14 protein-coding genes are annotated in these 17280 nt (G+C 74.4%); 9 read left to right on the top strand and 5 right to left on the bottom strand.

The genetic code is table 11. From position 1 onward, the window contains the following. Positions 1-53 precede the first annotated feature (53 nt). Positions 54-1400: an SWIM zinc finger family protein gene (locus ACF07V_RS02265; protein WP_392150998.1), complete on the bottom strand. Its 1347-nt coding sequence runs from the start codon at positions 1398-1400 to the stop codon at positions 54-56. A gap of 147 nt (positions 1401-1547) precedes the next feature. On the opposite strand from ACF07V_RS02265, the gene ACF07V_RS02260 reads away from it, so the two are divergent. The 6 genes from ACF07V_RS02260 (at position 1548) to sucD (ending at position 9299) form a co-directional block, all read left to right on the top strand. Further along, a complete protein-coding gene (locus ACF07V_RS02260; protein WP_392150997.1) occupies positions 1548-1961 on the top strand; it encodes a hypothetical protein in 414 nt (137 codons plus the stop codon). Positions 1962-2068: 107 nt separating this feature from the next. Further along, a complete protein-coding gene (locus tag ACF07V_RS02255) occupies positions 2069-3226 on the top strand; it encodes an AAA family ATPase (RefSeq protein WP_392150996.1) in 1158 nt (385 codons plus the stop codon). Positions 3227-3276: 50 nt separating this feature from the next. After that, positions 3277-5682: a DUF5682 family protein gene (locus tag ACF07V_RS02250; protein WP_392151364.1), complete on the top strand. Its 2406-nt coding sequence runs from the start codon at positions 3277-3279 to the stop codon at positions 5680-5682. Continuing rightward, positions 5679-6815 carry a VWA domain-containing protein gene (locus tag ACF07V_RS02245; protein WP_392150995.1) on the top strand — a complete coding sequence of 379 codons (1137 nt, stop codon included), beginning with the start codon at positions 5679-5681 and terminating at the stop codon, positions 6813-6815. Before ACF07V_RS02250 ends, ACF07V_RS02245 begins: the two co-directional genes overlap by 4 nt. 399 nt (positions 6816-7214) lie before the next feature. Continuing rightward, entirely contained in the window at positions 7215-8393 is a 1179-nt protein-coding gene (sucC, locus tag ACF07V_RS02240; protein ID WP_392150994.1) for an ADP-forming succinate--CoA ligase subunit beta, read from the top strand. A 21-nt stretch (positions 8394-8414) separates the two neighbouring features. After that, complete coding sequence (gene sucD, locus ACF07V_RS02235; protein WP_351189857.1) at positions 8415-9299, top strand: succinate--CoA ligase subunit alpha; 885 nt, start codon at positions 8415-8417, stop codon at positions 9297-9299. A 102-nt stretch (positions 9300-9401) separates the two neighbouring features. On the opposite strand, the gene ACF07V_RS02230 is transcribed toward sucD, so the two are convergent. Beyond that, a complete protein-coding gene (locus tag ACF07V_RS02230; RefSeq protein ID WP_392150993.1) occupies positions 9402-10913 on the bottom strand; it encodes a helix-turn-helix domain-containing protein in 1512 nt (503 codons plus the stop codon). Between the two features lie 119 nt (positions 10914-11032). On the opposite strand from ACF07V_RS02230, the gene ACF07V_RS02225 reads away from it, so the two are divergent. Continuing rightward, entirely contained in the window at positions 11033-12649 is a 1617-nt protein-coding gene (locus ACF07V_RS02225; RefSeq protein ID WP_392150992.1) for a DUF6350 family protein, read from the top strand. 4 nt (positions 12650-12653) lie between these two features. Here ACF07V_RS02225 and ACF07V_RS02220 read toward each other — a convergent pair whose 3' ends face one another. Next, the gene (locus ACF07V_RS02220; RefSeq protein ID WP_392150991.1) at positions 12654-13391 is read right to left on the bottom strand and encodes a hypothetical protein; all 738 of its coding nucleotides are present in this window, start codon (positions 13389-13391) and stop codon (positions 12654-12656) included. Between the two features lie 219 nt (positions 13392-13610). Between ACF07V_RS02220 and purN the strand changes: the two genes are divergently transcribed. Both purN and purH read left to right on the top strand, forming a co-directional pair. Next, positions 13611-14240, top strand: coding sequence for a phosphoribosylglycinamide formyltransferase (gene purN, locus ACF07V_RS02215; RefSeq protein ID WP_392150990.1), 630 nt, complete (start codon positions 13611-13613; stop codon positions 14238-14240). After that, positions 14215-15780 carry a bifunctional phosphoribosylaminoimidazolecarboxamide formyltransferase/IMP cyclohydrolase gene (gene purH / locus ACF07V_RS02210; RefSeq protein WP_392150989.1) on the top strand — a complete coding sequence of 522 codons (1566 nt, stop codon included), beginning with the start codon at positions 14215-14217 and terminating at the stop codon, positions 15778-15780. Before purN ends, purH begins: the two co-directional genes overlap by 26 nt. Positions 15781-15845: 65 nt before the next feature. Here the strand turns inward: purH and ACF07V_RS02205 are convergent, their stop codons facing one another. Then, on the bottom strand, positions 15846-16307 hold the full coding sequence (locus ACF07V_RS02205) for a hypothetical protein (protein ID WP_392150988.1): 462 nt from the start codon (positions 16305-16307) through the stop codon (positions 15846-15848). 61 nt (positions 16308-16368) lie between these two features. Beyond that, a complete protein-coding gene (locus ACF07V_RS02200; RefSeq protein WP_392150987.1) occupies positions 16369-17247 on the bottom strand; it encodes a hypothetical protein in 879 nt (292 codons plus the stop codon). Between the last annotated feature and the right edge of the window lie 33 nt (positions 17248-17280).

Raw genomic sequence — 17280 nt, 5'->3', positions numbered from 1 at the left:
GGAGCTCCTCCCGTGGGCCGGTGCGCGGTGGTCGGGTCCCTTGTGGGTGGGCGTCATATGAGGGGGACCGTCTCGCCCGGGGCCTCCGGCGACCAGGCGGCGAGCGGGGTGAACCCCCGGTGCCCGCACTCCCCGAAGACGGTCACCGGGGCGCCGCCGGACAGGGCGACGAGGCGCCAGAGGCCGGGCCGGGACTGGGCGGCGGGCGTCAGGGGCAGCGCCTCGCGGCCGTCGGCGTCGGCGAGCTGCCAGCCGTACTCCGCGGGGGCCGGGACGACCCCGCTCAGCGTCACGGGCCAGGACTCCAGCCACGGGTCCTCGGCGAGCGCGCGGCCGTACGCGTCGAGGGCCGCGCCGACCGGTCCGCCCTCCGGCGGGGCGACGGGGCCCGCGACGGGGACGAACTGCTCGCCCGGCTCCGCCCGCAGCCGGCCGGAGCCGGTGTGCGGGGTCAGTTCGCCGTCGAGGAGCGCGCCCACGGGAAGCGCGAGCAGGGGAGCCCTGCCCGCCGCGCCGAAGGAGAGCAGGAGTGCGGTGCGGCCGGTCGTCGTGCCGTGCAGCCAGATCCGACGGGTGGTCAGCCGGGCGTCCGCCGCGTCGTACTGCGCGAGGACCAGCCAGTGGTCGCGCACCGGGACGCCGTCGGCCGGGGCGGTGAGGCCCACCCGGGTCCGTACCGTCGTCGCGAACGGGGCGGGCAGCCGGTCCGCGGCCAGCCACGCCCGGTCCAGGAGGTGGGTCAGCGCGCACTCCTCCAGGAGCCGCACGGGCCAGCCCGGTCCCGAGCCCGGTATGGCCCCCAACTCCCGGACCCGCCCCGCGAGTCCCGGCGCCTGGGCGTCGACCATGCGGGCCGCCGTCTCCTCCCACCACCCGTACCCCGCCTGCCCGCTCGCGGCGAGACCGCCGCGCAGCAGATCGGCGAGCCGCTGCTCCAGCTCCTGTGCGCCCGAGGTGATCCGGGCCGCCCTGCGCTCGGCCCTGCGCCGCGCCGCCTCCGGGTCCGCCGGCGCCCCCGGGGCCGCCTCCCCGTCCGGCCGGCCTGCGCTCGGGGTCCGGGTGCGGCGTCCGGTGAGCCACTGCTCGGCCCAGTCGGGAGCGGTGGCGTCCTCGGCGGCGATCCCGTCCGTCGCGCGGAGCAGCAGCAGGCCCAGCGCGTGCTTGCAGGGGGACTTCCGGCTGGGGCAACCGCAGGAGTACGCGGGGTCCTTGGTGTCGACGACCGTCCGGTACGGCGTGCTGCCGCTGCCCTTGCACACGCCCCAGACGGCGCCGTCCCCGCACCCGGTCTCCGACCAGGGCCCGGCCGTGCCGAGCTCGCTCCCCGCTCTGCGCGACGCCTCGTCAGGAGCCAGTGCCAGCACCTGTTCCGCAGTCCAGCGCACCCCCATGCCATTCATGTCCCCGACGGTAGAGGCCGCCACTGACAACGCCCTTGACCTGGCGGTTCGGTGAGGGGGGCGGGACGGTAGGTGATTTGACTTTACCATCCCTTTACGATTCTCTGCGGCGATCGACGAACCGCACCAGACCGCCCAGGGGACCCCATGAAGCGCACTGTCCGCACCGCCGTCTCGGCCCTCGCCGTCACCGGCCTCGCCCTCGGCCTCGGAGCCTGCTCCGAGGCCGCCGAGAAGGCCGTCGACCAGGTCGACAAGGCCGTGAACGAGACGTACGAGGTCACGTACGAGGTCAGTGGGAAGAGCATCGAGTCCATCGACTACCACGCCGGCGGCGGCACCGCGATGGAGCCGAAGGTCGAGTCGGAGAAGAAGCCGGCCACGCCCTGGAAGAAGACGGTGACCCTGAAGGGCATCATGCCGCCGGCCGTGATGCCGATCTCCCTCGACCCCGCCGACCTCACCTGCAAGGTCATCCACGACGGCAAGGTCATCAAGGAGGCCAAGGGCGAGCAGGCCATGGCGGGCGGATGCGTCGCCGTCTCCCCGGTCGCCGGCTGACCCTCCCTCACCTCTCCAACCGCCCCTGACCGGCGGAGACATCCCGTTGTCAGTGGCATGGTGCACCGTGGATCGCACAGCAGGTCGAACGATCTGGAGGGGGATCCATGCCCGTGCCCGAAACCATCGCCACGCCCGGTTCCGGTGTCGAGACGGACACCGGACCGGGACGGCCGCAGACCGCCACCGAGGCCCTGCGGCCGCACGCCGAGCACGCCTTCGCCCATGAACTCGCGGCCCTCGCCGCCGCCGACGACCGGCCCCGGCCCGCCCGCTGGCGCCTCTCGCCCTGGGCCGTCGCCACCTACCTCCTCGGCGGCACGCTCCCCGACGGGACCGTCGTCACGCCCAAGTACGTCGGACCGCGCCGCATCGTGGAAGTCGCCGTCACCACCCTCGCCACCGACCGGGCGCTGCTCCTGCTCGGCGTCCCCGGCACCGCGAAGACCTGGGTCTCCGAGCACCTCGCCGCCGCCGTCAGCGGCGACTCCACCCTCCTCGTCCAGGGCACCGCCGGCACGCCCGAGGAAGCCATCCGGTACGGCTGGAACTACGCCCGGCTCCTCGCCCACGGCCCCACCGGGGACGCCCTCGTCCCCAGCCCCGTGATGCGCGCGATGTCCCGGGGGAAGACCGCCCGGGTCGAAGAACTCACCCGCATCCCCGCCGACGTGCAGGACACCCTCATCACGATCCTGTCCGAGAAGACCCTGCCCGTCCCCGAACTGGGGGAGGAGGTGCAGGCCGTCCCCGGCTTCAACCTGATCGCCACCGCCAACGACCGCGACCGGGGCGTCAACGAACTCTCCAGCGCCCTGCGCCGCCGCTTCAACACCGTCGTCCTCCCGCTGCCCGCGACCCCCGAGGCCGAGGTCGACATCGTCGCCCGCCGCGTCGCACAGCTCGGACGCTCCCTGGACCTGCCCGCCCCGCCCGACGGGGTCGACGAGATCCGCCGGGTCGTCACCGTCTTCCGCGAGCTGCGGGACGGGGTCACCACCGACGGCCGGACCAGGGTCAAGTCCCCCTCGGGGACCCTCTCCACGGCCGAGGCCATCTCCGTCGTCACCGGCGGACTCGCCCTCGCCGCCCACTTCGGCGACGGCGTCCTGCGCCCCGCCGACATCGCCGCCGGCATCCTCGGCGCCGTCGTCCGCGACCCGGCCGCCGACCGCGTCGTCTGGCAGGAGTACCTGGAGACGGTCGTGCGGGAGAGAGACGGCTGGAAGGACTTCTACCGCGCCTGCCGCGAGGTGACGGCGTGACCCCCACGGGCACGGCGTCGGACACGACACGCGCGCCGGACACCGGCGACGTGCCGGGCGCCGGGGCCGCGGGGCCGGTCGTGGCGTCCCCGCCCGACCGGGCCGGCCCCCTCCTGCTCGGGGTGCGGCACCACGGGCCCGGGTCCGCGCGCGCGGTGCGGGCCGCCCTGGAGGCGCGGCGCCCCGCCGCGGTGCTCGTCGAGGGCCCCGCCGAGGCCGACGCCCTCGTGGCGCTCGCCGCCGACCCCGGCATGCGGCCGCCCGTCGCGCTGCTCGCCCACGCCGTGGACGACCCCGGGCGGGCCGCGTTCTGGCCGATGGCCGAGTTCTCGCCCGAATGGGTCGCGATCCGCTGGGCCCTCGACCACGGCGCCGCCGTCCGCTTCGTCGACCTGCCCGCCGCCCACACCCTCGCCGCCGCCGACCCCACCTGGAGCGACGGGGAGGACGAGGTGAGCGGGAGCGGCCCGCGGATCGACCCGGTCGCCGAACTCGCCAGGACCGCCGGGTACGAGCACGCCGAGCGCTGGTGGGAGGACGTCGTCGAGCTGCGCGGGGACGGCGACCCCACCGCCCCCTTCGAGGCCCTCGCCGAGGCCATGGGCGCCCTCCGCGAGACGTACGGGGAGGGCGGCCACCCCCGCGACCTCGTCCGCGAGGCGTACATGCGGCTCCGGCTGCGCGCCGCCCGCAAGGAGTTCGGGGACTCCGTCGCCGTCGTCTGCGGCGCCTGGCACGTCCCCGCGCTCACCCGCAGGACCACCGTCGCCGCCGACAAGGCCCTCCTCAAGGGCCTGCCCCGCGCGAAGACCGAGCTGACCTGGGTGCCCTGGACCCACCGCAGGCTCGCCCGCCGCTCCGGCTACGGCGCCGGGATCGACGCGCCCGGCTGGTACGGGCACCTCTTCGCCGCCCCCGACCGGCCCGTCGAACGGTGGATGACCAAGGTCGCCGGCCTCCTCAGGGCCGAGGACCACCCGGTCTCCTCCGCCCACGTCATCGAGGCCGTCCGGCTCGCCGAGACCCTCGCCGCCCTGCGCGGCCGCCCGCTCCCCGGCCTCGACGAGACGACAGACGCCGTCCGCGCCGTCCTCTGCGAGGGCTCCGACGTCCCGCTCGACCTCGTCCGCGACCGGCTCGTCGTCGGCGACGTCCTCGGCGAGGTCCCCGCCGCCGCCCCCGCCGTACCCCTCCAGCGCGATCTGGCCCGCCGCCGGCGCACCCTGCGCCTCAAGCCCGAGGCCCAGGAGCGCGAGCTCGCCCTCGACCTGCGCAAGGACACCGACGGCGAGCGCAGCCGCCTGCTGCACCGGCTGCGGCTCCTCGGCGTCCACTGGGGCGATCCGGCCACCGGAAGAACCGGCACCGGCACCTTCCGGGAGACCTGGCGGCTGCGCTGGGAGCCCGAGCTGCACGTCCAGGTCGCCGAGGCCGGCGTCTGGGGGACCACCGTCGAGGCCGCCGCCACCGCCAAGGCCGAGTCCCGCGCCCTCGCGGCGACCGCGCTCACCGACATCACCGCCCTCGCCGAGCAGTGCCTCCTCGCCGGGCTCACCGGCGCCCTGCCCGTCGTCATGCGGGCGCTCGCCGACCGGGCCGCGCTCGACACCGACGTCGCCCACCTCGCCGAGGCCCTGCCGGCCCTGGCCCGCTCCCTGCGCTACGGCGACGTCCGCGGCACCGGCACGGCCGCGCTCGGCGAGGTCGCCGCCGGGCTCGCCGAGCGGATCTGCGTCGGCCTTCCGCCCGCCTGCGCCGGCCTCGACGCGGACGCCGCGACCCGGATGCGGGACCGCATCGACGCCGTCCACACGGCGATCGCCCTCCTCCAGGACCCTCCCGGCGCGCCCGCCGCACCGACCGGGCCCGGGACGAGCGCCGAGGCCGGGCACCCCGACGAAGGCGCCGCCGCGCCCGGCCGCCCGCCCGGCGCCCCCGGCCCCGACCTCCTCCACCGCTGGGCCGCGGTGCTGCGCCGGCTGGCCGAGCGGGACCGGATACCGGGCGTTCTCCGGGGCCGGGCCGCCCGGCTGCTGCTCGACGAGGGGCGGATCGCCGACCGGGAGGCCGCGGTGCTCATGAGCCGCGCCCTCTCGCCCGGCACCCCGCCTGCCGACGCCGCCGCCTGGGTCGACGGATTCGTCGGCGGGGCCTCCGGCGGCGGGCTGCTCCTCGTCCACGACGAGCGGCTCCTCGGACTGGTCGACGCCTGGCTCAGCGGCGTGCCGGACGAGGCCTTCGCCGATGTCCTGCCGCTGCTGCGCCGCACCTTCTCCGCGTACGACACGGGCGTCCGCCGCACCCTCGGCGAGCTCGTCGCCCGCGGCCCCGGGTCCGGCGGGCCCGGGCCCGCCGCGCCCGGCACCCCCGGCTTCGGTGCCGGTCACGACCGCGCGCGGGCCGACGCCGTGCTCCCCCTGCTCCACCTCATCCTCGGAAAGGAGGCCCTCGTATGAGCACGACCATCAGCGACGACGAGCGGCTGCGGCGCTGGCGGCTCGTGCTCGGCGGCGGCGAAGCCGACGGCACCGGCCGGGCGCTCACCGGCACCGACGCCGTCATGGACCGGGCCCTCGGCACGCTCTACGACCGCTCGGGCGACCGCTCGGGCGGGCTCGGCGCCTCCGCGCCCTCCGTCGCCCGCTGGCTCGGCGACATCCGCACGTACTTCCCGAGCTCCGTCGTCCAGGTCATGCAGCGCGACGCGATCGACCGGCTCGGGCTCGCCACCCTCCTCCTGGAGCCGGAGATGCTGGAGGCCGTCGAGCCCGACGTGCACCTCGTCGGCACCCTGCTCTCCCTCGGCGGAGCCATGCCCGAGACGACCAGGGAGACCGCCCGGGCCGTCGTCCGCAAGGTCGTCGACGACCTGGAGAAGCGCCTCGCCGCCCGCACCCGCGCCACCCTCACCGGCGCGCTCGACCGCTCCGCCCGGATCAGCAGGCCCCGCCACCGCGACATCGACTGGGACCGCACCATCCGCGCCAACCTCAGGAACTACCTGCCCGAGCACCGCACGGTCGTCCCCGAGCGGCTCGTCGGCCACGGGCGCGCCTCCCGGGCGGTCAGGAAGGAGGTGGTGCTCTGCATCGACCAGTCGGGCTCCATGGCCGCCTCCGTCGTCCACGCCGCCGTCTTCGGCGCGGTCCTCGCCTCCCTGCGGACGCTCGCCACCCGCCTCGTCGTCTTCGACACCTCCGTCGTCGACCTCACCGAGCAGCTGGACGACCCCGTCGACGTCCTCTTCTCCACCCGGCTGGGCGGCGGCACCGACATCAACCGCGCCCTCGCCTACTGCCAGTCGAGGATCACCCGCCCCGCCGACACCGTGGTCGTCCTCGTCAGCGACCTGTACGAGGGGGGCATCCGCGACGAGATGCTGAAGCGGGTCGCGGCGATGAAGGCCTCCGGGGTGCAGTTCGTGAGCCTGCTCGCGCTCTCCGACGAGGGCACGCCCGCCTACGACCGGGAGCATGCCGCCGCCCTCGCCGCGCTCGGCGCCCCCGCCTTCGCCTGCACCCCGGACCTGTTCCCGGAGATCATGGCGGCCGCTCTGGAGAAGCGCCCCCTTCCGATACCCGAGGCCTGACGGCCGGGTGCGGAATCCGTCGTCCCCGGACCACCCACACGGGTGCCCGCGGGCCGACTGAGGTCCATATCACACTCGTACCGGAACGGCCCTCACCCCGGCGCCCGGCGCGTCGTGAGCGCCCCGGAGGCCAGTCCCCGCCTGCCGCGGGGGGTCCCCGGACCCGCCCCGCCACCCCTACGGACAGCCCTCCGGTCCGTACGGTCTGTGACCCGTATCACCGCTCTGTTGTGATCTGCGATTTAGGGACCCACGGCCCTCGGGGATAACCTGCGAGACGGACATGCCGCGTCCACGGACTCCGTGCACGCCTCCCTTGTGACAGCGCAGTCACGTTGCCCTTCGCGGCACGCCCACGCAGACAACGAACCGCGATCATCAGAAAAGGGACGGACGCGCGTGGACCTGTTCGAGTACCAGGCGAGGGACCTCTTCGCCAAGCACGGTGTACCGGTGCTGGCCGGTGAAGTCATCGACACGCCTGAGGCGGCGCGCGAGGCCACCGAGCGTCTTGGCGGCAAGTCGGTCGTCAAGGCGCAGGTGAAGGTCGGCGGCCGCGGCAAGGCCGGCGGCGTCAAGCTGGCCACCACCCCGGACGAGGCCGTCGCCCGCGCGACGGACATCCTCGGGATGGACATCAAGGGCCACACGGTCCACAAGGTGATGATCGCGGAGACCGCTCCGGAGATCGTCGAGGAGTACTACGTCTCGTACCTCCTCGACCGCACCAACCGCACCTTCCTCGCCATGGCGTCCGTCGCCGGTGGCATGGACATCGAGGAGGTCGCCGCGACGACCCCCGAGAAGCTCGCGAAGGTGCCGGTCGACTCCAACAAGGGCGTCGACATCGAGAAGGCCCGCGAGATCGTGGCCCTGGCGCAGTTCCCGGCCGACGTGGCCGAGAAGGTCGCCGAGGTCCTCGTGACCCTGTGGAAGACCTTCGTCGCCGAGGACGCGCTCCTCGTCGAGGTCAACCCGCTGGCCAAGGTCGCCTCCGGTGACATCCTCGCCCTCGACGGCAAGGTGTCCCTGGACGAGAACGCCGACTTCCGCCAGCCGGAGCACGAGGCGCTCGAGGACAAGGCCGCAGCCAACCCGCTCGAGGCTGCCGCCAAGGCCAAGGGCCTCAACTACGTCAAGCTCGACGGCGAGGTCGGCATCATCGGCAACGGCGCCGGCCTGGTCATGTCGACCCTGGACGTCGTCGCGTACGCCGGTGAGAACCACGGCGGCGTGAAGCCGGCCAACTTCCTCGACATCGGTGGCGGCGCCTCCGCCGAGGTCATGGCGAACGGCCTGGAGATCATCCTGGGCGACCCGGACGTCAAGTCCGTGTTCGTCAACGTCTTCGGTGGCATCACCGCCTGTGACGAGGTCGCCAACGGCATCGTCCAGGCCCTGGAGCTCCTCGCCTCCAAGGGCGAAGAGGTCACCAAGCCGCTGGTCGTGCGCCTCGACGGCAACAACGCGGAGCTGGGTCGCAAGATCCTGTCGGACGCCAACCACCCGCTCGTGCAGCGCGTGGACACCATGGACGGCGCGGCCGACAAGGCCGCCGAGCTCGCGGCTGCGAAGTAAGGGACAGGGGAAACCACAGCCATGGCTATCTTCCTCAACAAGGACAGCAAGGTCATCGTCCAGGGCATGACCGGTGCCACGGGCATGAAGCACACCAAGCTCATGCTGGGTGACGGCACCAACATCGTCGGTGGCGTGAACCCGCGCAAGGCCGGCACCTCCGTCGACTTCGACGGCACCGAGATCCCGGTCTTCGGCACCGTCGCCGAGGCGATGGAGAAGACGGGCGCCAACGTCTCCGTCCTCTTCGTGCCGCCGGCCTTCGCGAAGGCCGCCGTCGTCGAGGCCATCGACGCCGAGATCCCCCTCGCCGTCGTCATCACCGAGGGCATCGCCGTCCACGACTCCGCCGCGTTCTACGCGTACGCCGTGGACAAGGGCAACAAGACCCGCCTCATCGGCCCGAACTGCCCCGGTCTCATCACCCCGGGCCAGTCCAACGCCGGCATCATCCCGGGCGACATCACGAAGCCGGGCCGCATCGGCCTGGTCTCGAAGTCCGGCACGCTGACGTACCAGATGATGTACGAGCTCCGTGACATCGGCTTCTCGTCCGCCGTCGGCATCGGTGGCGACCCGGTCATCGGCACCACGCACATCGACGCCCTCGCGGCGTTCGAGGCGGACCCCGACACCGACCTGATCGTCATGATCGGCGAGATCGGCGGCGACGCCGAGGAGCGTGCGGCCGACTTCATCAAGGCCAACGTCACCAAGCCGGTCGTCGGCTACGTCGCGGGCTTCACCGCGCCCGAGGGCAAGACCATGGGCCACGCCGGCGCCATCGTCTCCGGCTCCTCCGGCACCGCCCAGGCGAAGAAGGAGGCCCTCGAGGCCGCCGGCGTCAAGGTCGGCAAGACGCCGACCGAGACCGCCAAGCTGGCGCGCGCCATCCTCGCGGGCTGAACGGGCTGAAACGCACAGCAGCCTGAGAGGCAGTACGTGAGAGGGCCCCGCCCCTCCCGGGAGACCGGGTGGGGGCGGGGCCCTCTCGCATGTCCGGACGTGTCACTCGGCCGCCGGGACCAGCCGCTCCGGGCCCGGGTTGGGCTCGGCGCGCAGCTTCTCGCGCAGCTCCAGGTCCTCCGGGCGGAGCTTCTGCGGGCCGCCGCGCACGGGCACGCCGTTGACGGTCTCGCCGGGGGCGTTCACCGGGATGTAGCGGGTCGGCGCGGTCGCCGCCGTGAAGCCGGTGACCCCGATGAGGACCGCCGTCACCCCGAGCACCGCCCGCGTCCACTTCCGGGCCCGGCGTTCGCTGCCCGTCCGGACCGCGCGGGCGGCCGGCAGGGTCACCGTCGGCGCCTCCGCGACCAGCGCGCTCAGCCGTCGGTGCAGGGCCTCGGGGGCGGCGAGCTCCGGGATCCGCTCCCCGATGAGGGTACGGGCGTGCAGCAGCCGGTTCGCGGCCGCCGGGGTGCTCGCCTCCGTCTCGGCCGCCGTCTCCGGCAGGTCCAGGCCGAGCCCGTCGTAGAGCAGGACGGTCCGGCGGTACGGCGCCGGCAGTTCGAGGAGCGCGCCGAGCAGGGCCCGCCGGTTCGCCTCGGCCGGCGGCGAGTCGGGGTGCTTGTGGGCGCGGCGCAGCCGGTGCCAGGGGGAGAGGGCGTACTCGTAGGCCGTCGCCCGCACCCAGCCGACCGGGTCCGCGTCCACGGCGACCTCGGGCCAGTGCTGCCAGGCGTGGTGGAAGGCGCGCTCGACGGCCTCGCGGGAGAGCCGGCGGCGCCCGGTCAGCAGATACGTCTGGTGGACGAGGCCCGGCGCGACGTACGCGTACAGCGCGTCGAAGGCCTCCTCGGGGGTGAGACCCGGTGCGGCCGCTGCCGCGGGGGGCTCGGCCGCCGCCGGTTTCAGCCGCTCCGGCGGCTTCGAGCCGCCTTTGCGGGCGGGGCCGGGAGCGATGGCGGGGACGGGGGACGGGGCCCGCGGCGGCTTGGCGGCCCGCTTGGCGGCGGCCTTGGGCCGGACGTTCCCCGAGGCGGAGGGCAGGGGCTGGGCGGTGGCCGGGGCGGGTGCCTGCGGCTGCGACCGGGCCGGCTGGGCCTGCGGCCGGGCCGCGCGGGCCTGGGCCTCGGCCCGGGCGGGCTGGGCCTGGGCGGGCTGGGCCTGGGCGGGCTGGGCCTCGGCCTCCGCCTGTGCTTGGGCCTGTCGGCCCTCGGTCCGGCCCGCGGCCCCGGCCTGCAGGCCCTCGGTCCCGCCCCCGGCCTCGGCCCCGGCCTGGGTCTGCCGGCCCGTGGCCCCGGCCTCCTCCGGTCGTGTCGGCCCGAGCCCTTCGGGCCCGGGCTCGGCCGTGAGCGGGCCCTCCGGCTCGTCCGTGCCGAGCAGCCGCGCGTACGCCTCGCGCTTGCGGCCCCGGGGCGTCGAGCGCCCGGTCTCCCAGGCCCTCACCGTGGCCTTCGTGACGCCCATGGCATCGGCGACCTGCTCCTCGCTCAGGGCGAGGGCCTCACGCAACCTGCGCCGCTCCTTCGGGGGCGGCAGGGTGACGGAGGATGCGGAATCCGCGGTGCTCCGGCTCATCGGTGTCGACCTCCCGCAGAGCTGCTATGGGCGGAAAAGTACATAAACGTATCTTGAGCGACACAACGGAGGTTTGCCTGTTACGCGGCAAAAGCGCGTGTCGTTGGGAGCATGACCCCGTGACCCATGTGACCGAGCACCCCCTGGTCCAGGGCGGCCGTTCCGCCGCGCTCGCCACCGCCTGTGTCCGGGGCGGGGTCGCCGCCGGGCTCGGTCTCGGCGCCCTCGCGGTCCTGGTGATCGTGGCCTGGATCAGCTCCCCGTACCCCGACAGCGGTCCCGCCGGCGCCCTGCACGTCGCCGCCGGGATCTGGCTGCTCGCGCACGGCGTGGACCTGGTCCGCACGGACACGCTCTCGGGCCTGCCCGCGCCCCTCGGCATCGTCCCGCTGCTCCTCGTCGCCCTGCCCGTCTGGCTCGTCCACCGGACCGCCCGCGACACCCTCGACCCGGGCGACGACGGCGCCCGGCCGCGCCCCTCCCCGGGCGGCGCCGTCGCCGCCGTCGCCGGGGGATACCTGCTGGTCGCGGCCGCCGTCGTGGTCTACAGCGAGAGCGGCCCGCTCCCCGCCGACCTGCTCACGGCAGGCCTCTGGCTGCCCGCCGTCGTCACCGGCGCGGCGGGCGCGGGCGTCTGGACGGCGCTCGGCCGCCCGTTGCCGGGGCAGCGGCAGGCGGCCGCCGCCCTGCGCGCCGCGGGGCTCGGGACCCTGACGCTGCTCGGCGGCGGCGCGGTCGCCGCGGCGGTCTCGCTGGCCTGGCACGCGGGCCGGGCACAGGCCTCGTTCGAGGGCCTCGCGGGGGAGTGGTCCGGTCGGGTGACGGTCCTGCTGCTCGTCCTCGCGCTGCTGCCGAACATGGCCGTCTGGGGAGCGGCGTACGGCCTCGGGCCGGGCTTCACCCTCGGTACGGGCGCGCTCGCGACGCCCCTGGGCCTCGTCGGCGATCCGACCGTGCCGCCCTTCCCGCTCCTGGCCGCGCTGCCGGCCGAGGGGCGCGGCACCTGGGTCCACTGGGCGACCGCCGCGGTCCCGCTGGCCGCGGCGGTGGTGCAGGGCGGCCGCGTGGGCCGGGCGGCGCGGAGCTGGGCGGCCCGGGAGGCGGCCCTGACGGCGCTCGGCGCGGCCTGGGGGTGCGGGGCGGTCGTCGCCGTCCTGGCGGGCGCGGCAGGCGGCCCGCTCGGCACCGGTCGGCTCTCGGCGTTCGGCCCGGTGTGGTGGCAGGCCGGCGCGGCCGCGGTGCTGTGGGGGGTCTGCGTGGGGGTTCCGGTGGCGCTGGGGGTACGGGCCTGGGGCCGCCGGGTGCCGCGCTCCCTGAGGCCGAAGCCCGCGCCGGCCCCCGTGGCGGCGGTCGCCGTGCCCGCCGGGGCCCCCTCCGGCACCGCGGAGCCCCGGCCGGAGGCCGCCGCGCCCAAGACGGTGGACGCGCCGGTGGCCCCGGAGGCCGGCAGCACGGGGCGGGACCCCGCGGGCGACGCGTCCACCGGCCCGTACACAGACGCGTACACCGGCCCGTACGCAGACGCGTACACCGGCCCGTACGCAGACGCGTACACCGGCCCGTACGCAGACGCGTACACCGACCCGATCGGCGACCCCTTCGGCGACCCGGGCTTCGAGCCGTACGACTACCTTCCGGCGGCCTGGGAACCCTCCCTGCCGCCGCCCCCCATCGACCAGAAACCCCCCATCGACCAGAAACCCCCCGTCGACCAGAAGCCGGCCCCCGACCAGTAGGGGACTACTCCCGCACCCCGAAGCCCGCGCGCAGCGGCTTCGGCAGGAGGTCGTTGCAGGCCAGCTGGCCCGCGTGGGTCAGGGCGTCGTCGCGGCACTCGTAGAAGTCGCGGTAGACGAGCTGCATGGTGAAGCCCACCGCGACGATCATCAGGGCCAGGCTCGCCGCGACGAGACCGCTGATCGCCGCCGTCCGCATCGAGCGGAGCGGGGCGATCGCGGCGGACGCCCCCGCCGGCTGCCCCTCGGAGGGAGCCGCAGGGGTCGGGGACGGCGACGGCGGCTGTGATGTCGACGACAGTTCCGCGGCCGTCCTCGGCTTGCTGCGCAGCGAGCTGATGGCCCAGTAGAGACCGAGGGCGCCGAGCAGCAGCGCCAGCTCCGGGATCTCGAAGATCGCGAAGAAGAAGGCCCACATGCCCGCGAGGATCGCGTACCGCGCCCGTCGCTGGGCCGGGTCCGTCGGGTCCCAGCGCATCCCCGGGCCCTTCCCGGGCCCGCCCTGCCCCGGGCCGCCCTCCGGCCCGCCTCCGCGGCGCTCCGGCCCCCGGCCGAAGCCGTCCTGGGAGGGGCCCGGCTGGCGCGGGCTCCAGCGGCCGTCGGACGGCCCCGACGAGTCCGGGGTGCCGGACGTGTCGTCGTCCGAGCCCTCCGGTCGCCGCGGCTGCCACGGCTGATCCGGCCGGCCCTCGGGCGGCGGCGCGAACGGGTTGTTGTCGTCCGTGGACTGGCGTTCCGGCATCTGCTGAACGTCTTCCCTCTGTCGTCGTGACCGCGGCCGCACCCACGGCCCTTGCTGGCGTCGGACCCTGACGCTACCGCCCTGCTCCGCCCCCGTCCCGTGGGGGCCGTCCCGTGTGCCGGTATCGTTGCTGACGGTCGAGCCATTCGTAGGGTTCCCCGTATCGAGGGGCACGATTCGTTCGTACGACCGCACAAACACCACGGAAAGAGTGACCCAGTGGCTGCCGCCCGCCTCGTCGTCCTGGTCTCCGGCTCCGGCACGAACCTCCAGGCCCTGCTCGACGCGATCGCCGCCGACCCCGAGGGCTACGGCGCGGAGATCGTCGCCGTCGGCGCCGACCGCGAGAACATCGTGGGTCTGGAGCGTGCGGAGCGCGCCGGTCTCCCCACCTTCGTGTGCAAGGTGAAGGACCACGCGACCCGCGAGGAGTGGGACCGCGCGCTGACCGAGGCCACCGCGGCGTACGAGCCGGACCTCGTCGTCTCGGCGGGTTTCATGAAGATCGTCGGCAAGGAGTTCCTCGCCCGCTTCGGCGGCCGGGTCGTCAACACCCACCCGGCGCTCCTCCCCAGTTTTCCCGGTGCCCACGGGGTGCGTGACGCCCTCGCCTACGGCGCGAAGGTCACCGGATGCACCGTCCACTTCGTCGACGACGGTGTCGACACCGGCCCGATCATCGCCCAGGGCGTGGTCGAGGTGCGGGACGAGGACGATGAAGCCGCTCTGCACGAGCGCATCAAGGAAGTCGAGCGCTCGCTGCTCGTCGACGTCGTGGGGCGTCTCGCCCGGCACGGCTACCGCATTGAGGGACGAAAGGTTCATGTCGGTGAACACGGACACCGTTAAGCCCATCCGCCGCGCGCTGGTCAGCGTCTACGACAAGACGGGGCTCGAGGAGCTGGCCCGCGGTCTGCACGAGGCCGGTGTCGAGCTCGTCTCCACCGGCTCCACCGCCGGGAAGATCGCCGCGGCCGGGGTCCCGGTCACCAAGGTCGAGGAGCTGACCGGCTTCCCCGAGTGCCTCGACGGGCGCGTCAAGACCCTCCACCCGCGCGTGCACGCCGGCATCCTCGCCGACCTGCGCCTGGAGTCGCACCGCGCGCAGCTCGCCGAGCTCGGCGTGGAGCCCTTCGACCTGGTCGTCGTGAACCTCTACCCGTTCCGCGAGACGGTCGCCTCCGGCGCCACCCCGGACGAGTGCGTCGAGCAGATCGACATCGGCGGCCCGTCGATGGTCCGCGCCGCGGCCAAGAACCACCCGTCGGTCGCGATCGTCACCAGCCCGGAGCGGTACGCCGACGTCCTCGCGGCCGTCAAGGCGGGCGGCTTCGACCTGACCGCCCGCAAGCGGCTCGCAGCCGAGGCCTTCCAGCACACCGCCGCGTACGACGTGGCCGTGGCCTCCTGGTTCGCCGACGACTACGCGGCCGCCGACGACTCCGGCTTCCCGGACTTCCTGGGCGCCACTTACGAGCGCCAGAACGTCCTGCGCTACGGCGAGAACCCGCACCAGGGCGCCGCGCTGTACGTCGACGGCACGGGCGGCCTGGCCGAGGCGGAGCAGCTGCACGGCAAGGAGATGTCGTACAACAACTACACGGACACCGACGCCGCGCGCCGGGCCGCGTACGACCACTCCGAGCCCTGCGTCGCGATCATCAAGCACGCCAACCCGTGCGGCATCGCGGTCGGCGCCGACGTCGCCGAGGCCCACCGCAAGGCGCACGCCTGCGACCCGCTGTCCGCGTTCGGCGGCGTCATCGCCGTCAACCGCCCGGTCTCCGTCGCGATGGCCGAGCAGGTCGCCGAGATCTTCACCGAGGTCATCGTGGCCCCCGGCTACGAGGACGGCGCGGTCGAGATCCTCGCCAAGAAGAAGAACATCCGCGTCCTGAAGGCCGAGGGCGCCCCGGCCAACCCGGTCGAGGTCAAGCCGATCGACGGCGGTGCCCTCCTCCAGGTCACCGACCGCCTCCAGGCCGAGGGCGACGACCCGGCGAACTGGACCCTCGCGACCGGCGAGGCGCTCTCCGCCGAGGAGCTCGCCGAGCTCGCCTTCGCCTGGAAGGCCTGCCGCGCGGTCAAGTCCAACGCGATCCTGCTCGCCAAGGACGGCGCCTCGGTCGGCGTCGGCATGGGCCAGGTCAACCGCGTCGACTCCGCGAAGCTGGCCGTCGAGCGGGCGGGCGAGGAGCGGGCGCGCGGTTCCTACGCCGCCTCGGACGCCTTCTTCCCCTTCCCCGACGGCCTGGAGATCCTCACGGCCGCCGGTGTGAAGGCGGTCGTCCAGCCGGGTGGCTCGATGCGCGACGAGCTCGTCGTCGAGGCGGCGAAGAAGGCGGGCGTGACGATGTACTTCACGGGCACGCGCCACTTCTTCCACTGATCCAGGTGGCATAAGACGGAGGGCCCGCCGGTACGCACGTACCGGCGGGCCCTCCGTCGTTCGGCTCAGCTCATCCAGCGGTCACAGGAGTTCACCCACTGGTGGGACCGGATGTTGTTGGCCATGTTGTTGCCGTCGCTGAAGGTGTTCCGCGAGAGGTTGTCGACGAAGAACTCCTCGGCCTTCAGGCAGTTGTAGCCGCCGCCGTAGTTCGTGAGGTAGGAGAACTTCACGATGGAGTAGCTGCCGGTGTAGCCGGCGTTGATGACGGACTCGGCCCTGTCCCACGCGCCGGAGAAGCCGCCGCCCGACGCGTTCCAGTCGGAGTCGTTGCCGGCGGCGGCGCCGAGGTAGCCGTAGCAGTACGTGCTGTCGTAGGCGTACACGTTGCCGTTCCGGCCCGGCCAGATGTCGTTGCAGTGGTTGCTCGCCGTGCCCGAGGTCGATGCCTGGGCCGCCGTGGCGGGGGCGACGAGGCCTGCGACCGCGAGGCCGAGGGCGGCGACGGACATACCGATCTTGCGCATGGTTCGCTCCTTCGGTGGGTGGTGAGGGTGGGTGGTGCGATGGGTGGTGCCGGTGGGTCCTTCAGACCCGGGCGCCGGTGATCCCGGCAGCCCGCTCGTAGGCCCCGCGCTGGAGTCGGCGATGGGTGTCGAGCTCCTCGCCGTACGTGGCGCGCAGGGCGTTCAGGTAGTGCGTCTGGCGCTCGCGGGCCACGGTGGCCAGCGAGGTCTCGCGGGCGCAGCGGGCCTCGGCGACCGCGGTGCGGGTCTCGCTCGCGAAGTCCCGCACACGGGCCGCGGCGTCCCGTGCGGCCGTGGGGTCGGGGTAGGCGTGGCCGGCCCGTCGCATGCAGGCCGCCCAGCCCGCGAGGGCGGTCGTGAACCGCTTGTCCCGCAGGATCTCGGGGACGTACAGGGGCTGCAGATTGGTGACGGCCTTGTCGGCCCGGAACCAGGCGTCCGGGTCCCCGTACAGCTTCCGCTCGGCCTCTTCGGAACAGCCGCCGAGCCGTTTGCGGACGGTCGCCGTGCCGCCGGGGAGCTTCGCGCTGAGGATCCTGGCCCGGCGGCCGCCGTCCAGCGCCTCGTCGTAGGCCTCGCGGCGCTCGGCGGAGAGGCCCGTGCGGTACGTGCCGTTCGGATTCGTCCGCCGGTACCGGTCGGCCGCGGCCGCGATCCGGCTGCCGTAACCGTGCTTCCGCGCCCACTCGACGTCGTCGTTGACGTAGCCGGGCTCGCGGCTCTCCTCCAGGCTGTACCGGGGGCTCGTCCAGTACGAGAAGCCGGCCCGGTTCATGCACTGCTTGATCAGCACCTCGTCGGCGTCCGAGATCCGCAGCTGCTCGGCCTGCGTCAGCTCCCGCTCCGGCGGGGCGGCGGCGGTGTCCGGTCGCGAGCAGCCGGTCGTCACCGCCGCGACGACGGCGACGACCGTGACCGCGCGCACGAGCAGGTGCTTCATCGTCGGCCCCCCCTGGTGACTGCGCCGCCCGTC

Source organism: Streptomyces sp. NPDC015661, from assembly GCF_043077765.1.
GTDB lineage: Bacteria > Actinomycetota > Actinomycetes > Streptomycetales > Streptomycetaceae > Streptomyces.
Note: the sequence above shows the minus strand (reverse complement) of the source record. Positions and strands in the feature narration are given on the sequence as shown.

Excerpts from the sequence above, each read along its gene's own strand:
- purH (WP_392150989.1), top strand. The coding sequence starts at position 14,215 with ATGTCGGTGAACACGGACACCGTTAAGCCCATCCGCCGCGCGCTGGTC.
- ACF07V_RS02200 (WP_392150987.1), bottom strand. The coding sequence starts at position 17,247 with ATGAAGCACCTGCTCGTGCGCGCGGTCACGGTCGTCGCCGTCGTCGCG.
- ACF07V_RS02255 (WP_392150996.1), top strand. The coding sequence starts at position 2,069 with ATGCCCGTGCCCGAAACCATCGCCACGCCCGGTTCCGGTGTCGAGACG.
- ACF07V_RS02265 (WP_392150998.1), bottom strand. The coding sequence starts at position 1,400 with ATGAATGGCATGGGGGTGCGCTGGACTGCGGAACAGGTGCTGGCACTG.
- ACF07V_RS02220 (WP_392150991.1), bottom strand. The coding sequence starts at position 13,391 with ATGCCGGAACGCCAGTCCACGGACGACAACAACCCGTTCGCGCCGCCG.
- sucD (WP_351189857.1), top strand. The coding sequence starts at position 8,415 with ATGGCTATCTTCCTCAACAAGGACAGCAAGGTCATCGTCCAGGGCATG.
- ACF07V_RS02245 (WP_392150995.1), top strand. The coding sequence starts at position 5,679 with ATGAGCACGACCATCAGCGACGACGAGCGGCTGCGGCGCTGGCGGCTC.
- ACF07V_RS02260 (WP_392150997.1), top strand. The coding sequence starts at position 1,548 with ATGAAGCGCACTGTCCGCACCGCCGTCTCGGCCCTCGCCGTCACCGGC.
- ACF07V_RS02230 (WP_392150993.1), bottom strand. The coding sequence starts at position 10,913 with ATGAGCCGGAGCACCGCGGATTCCGCATCCTCCGTCACCCTGCCGCCC.
- ACF07V_RS02205 (WP_392150988.1), bottom strand. The coding sequence starts at position 16,307 with ATGCGCAAGATCGGTATGTCCGTCGCCGCCCTCGGCCTCGCGGTCGCA.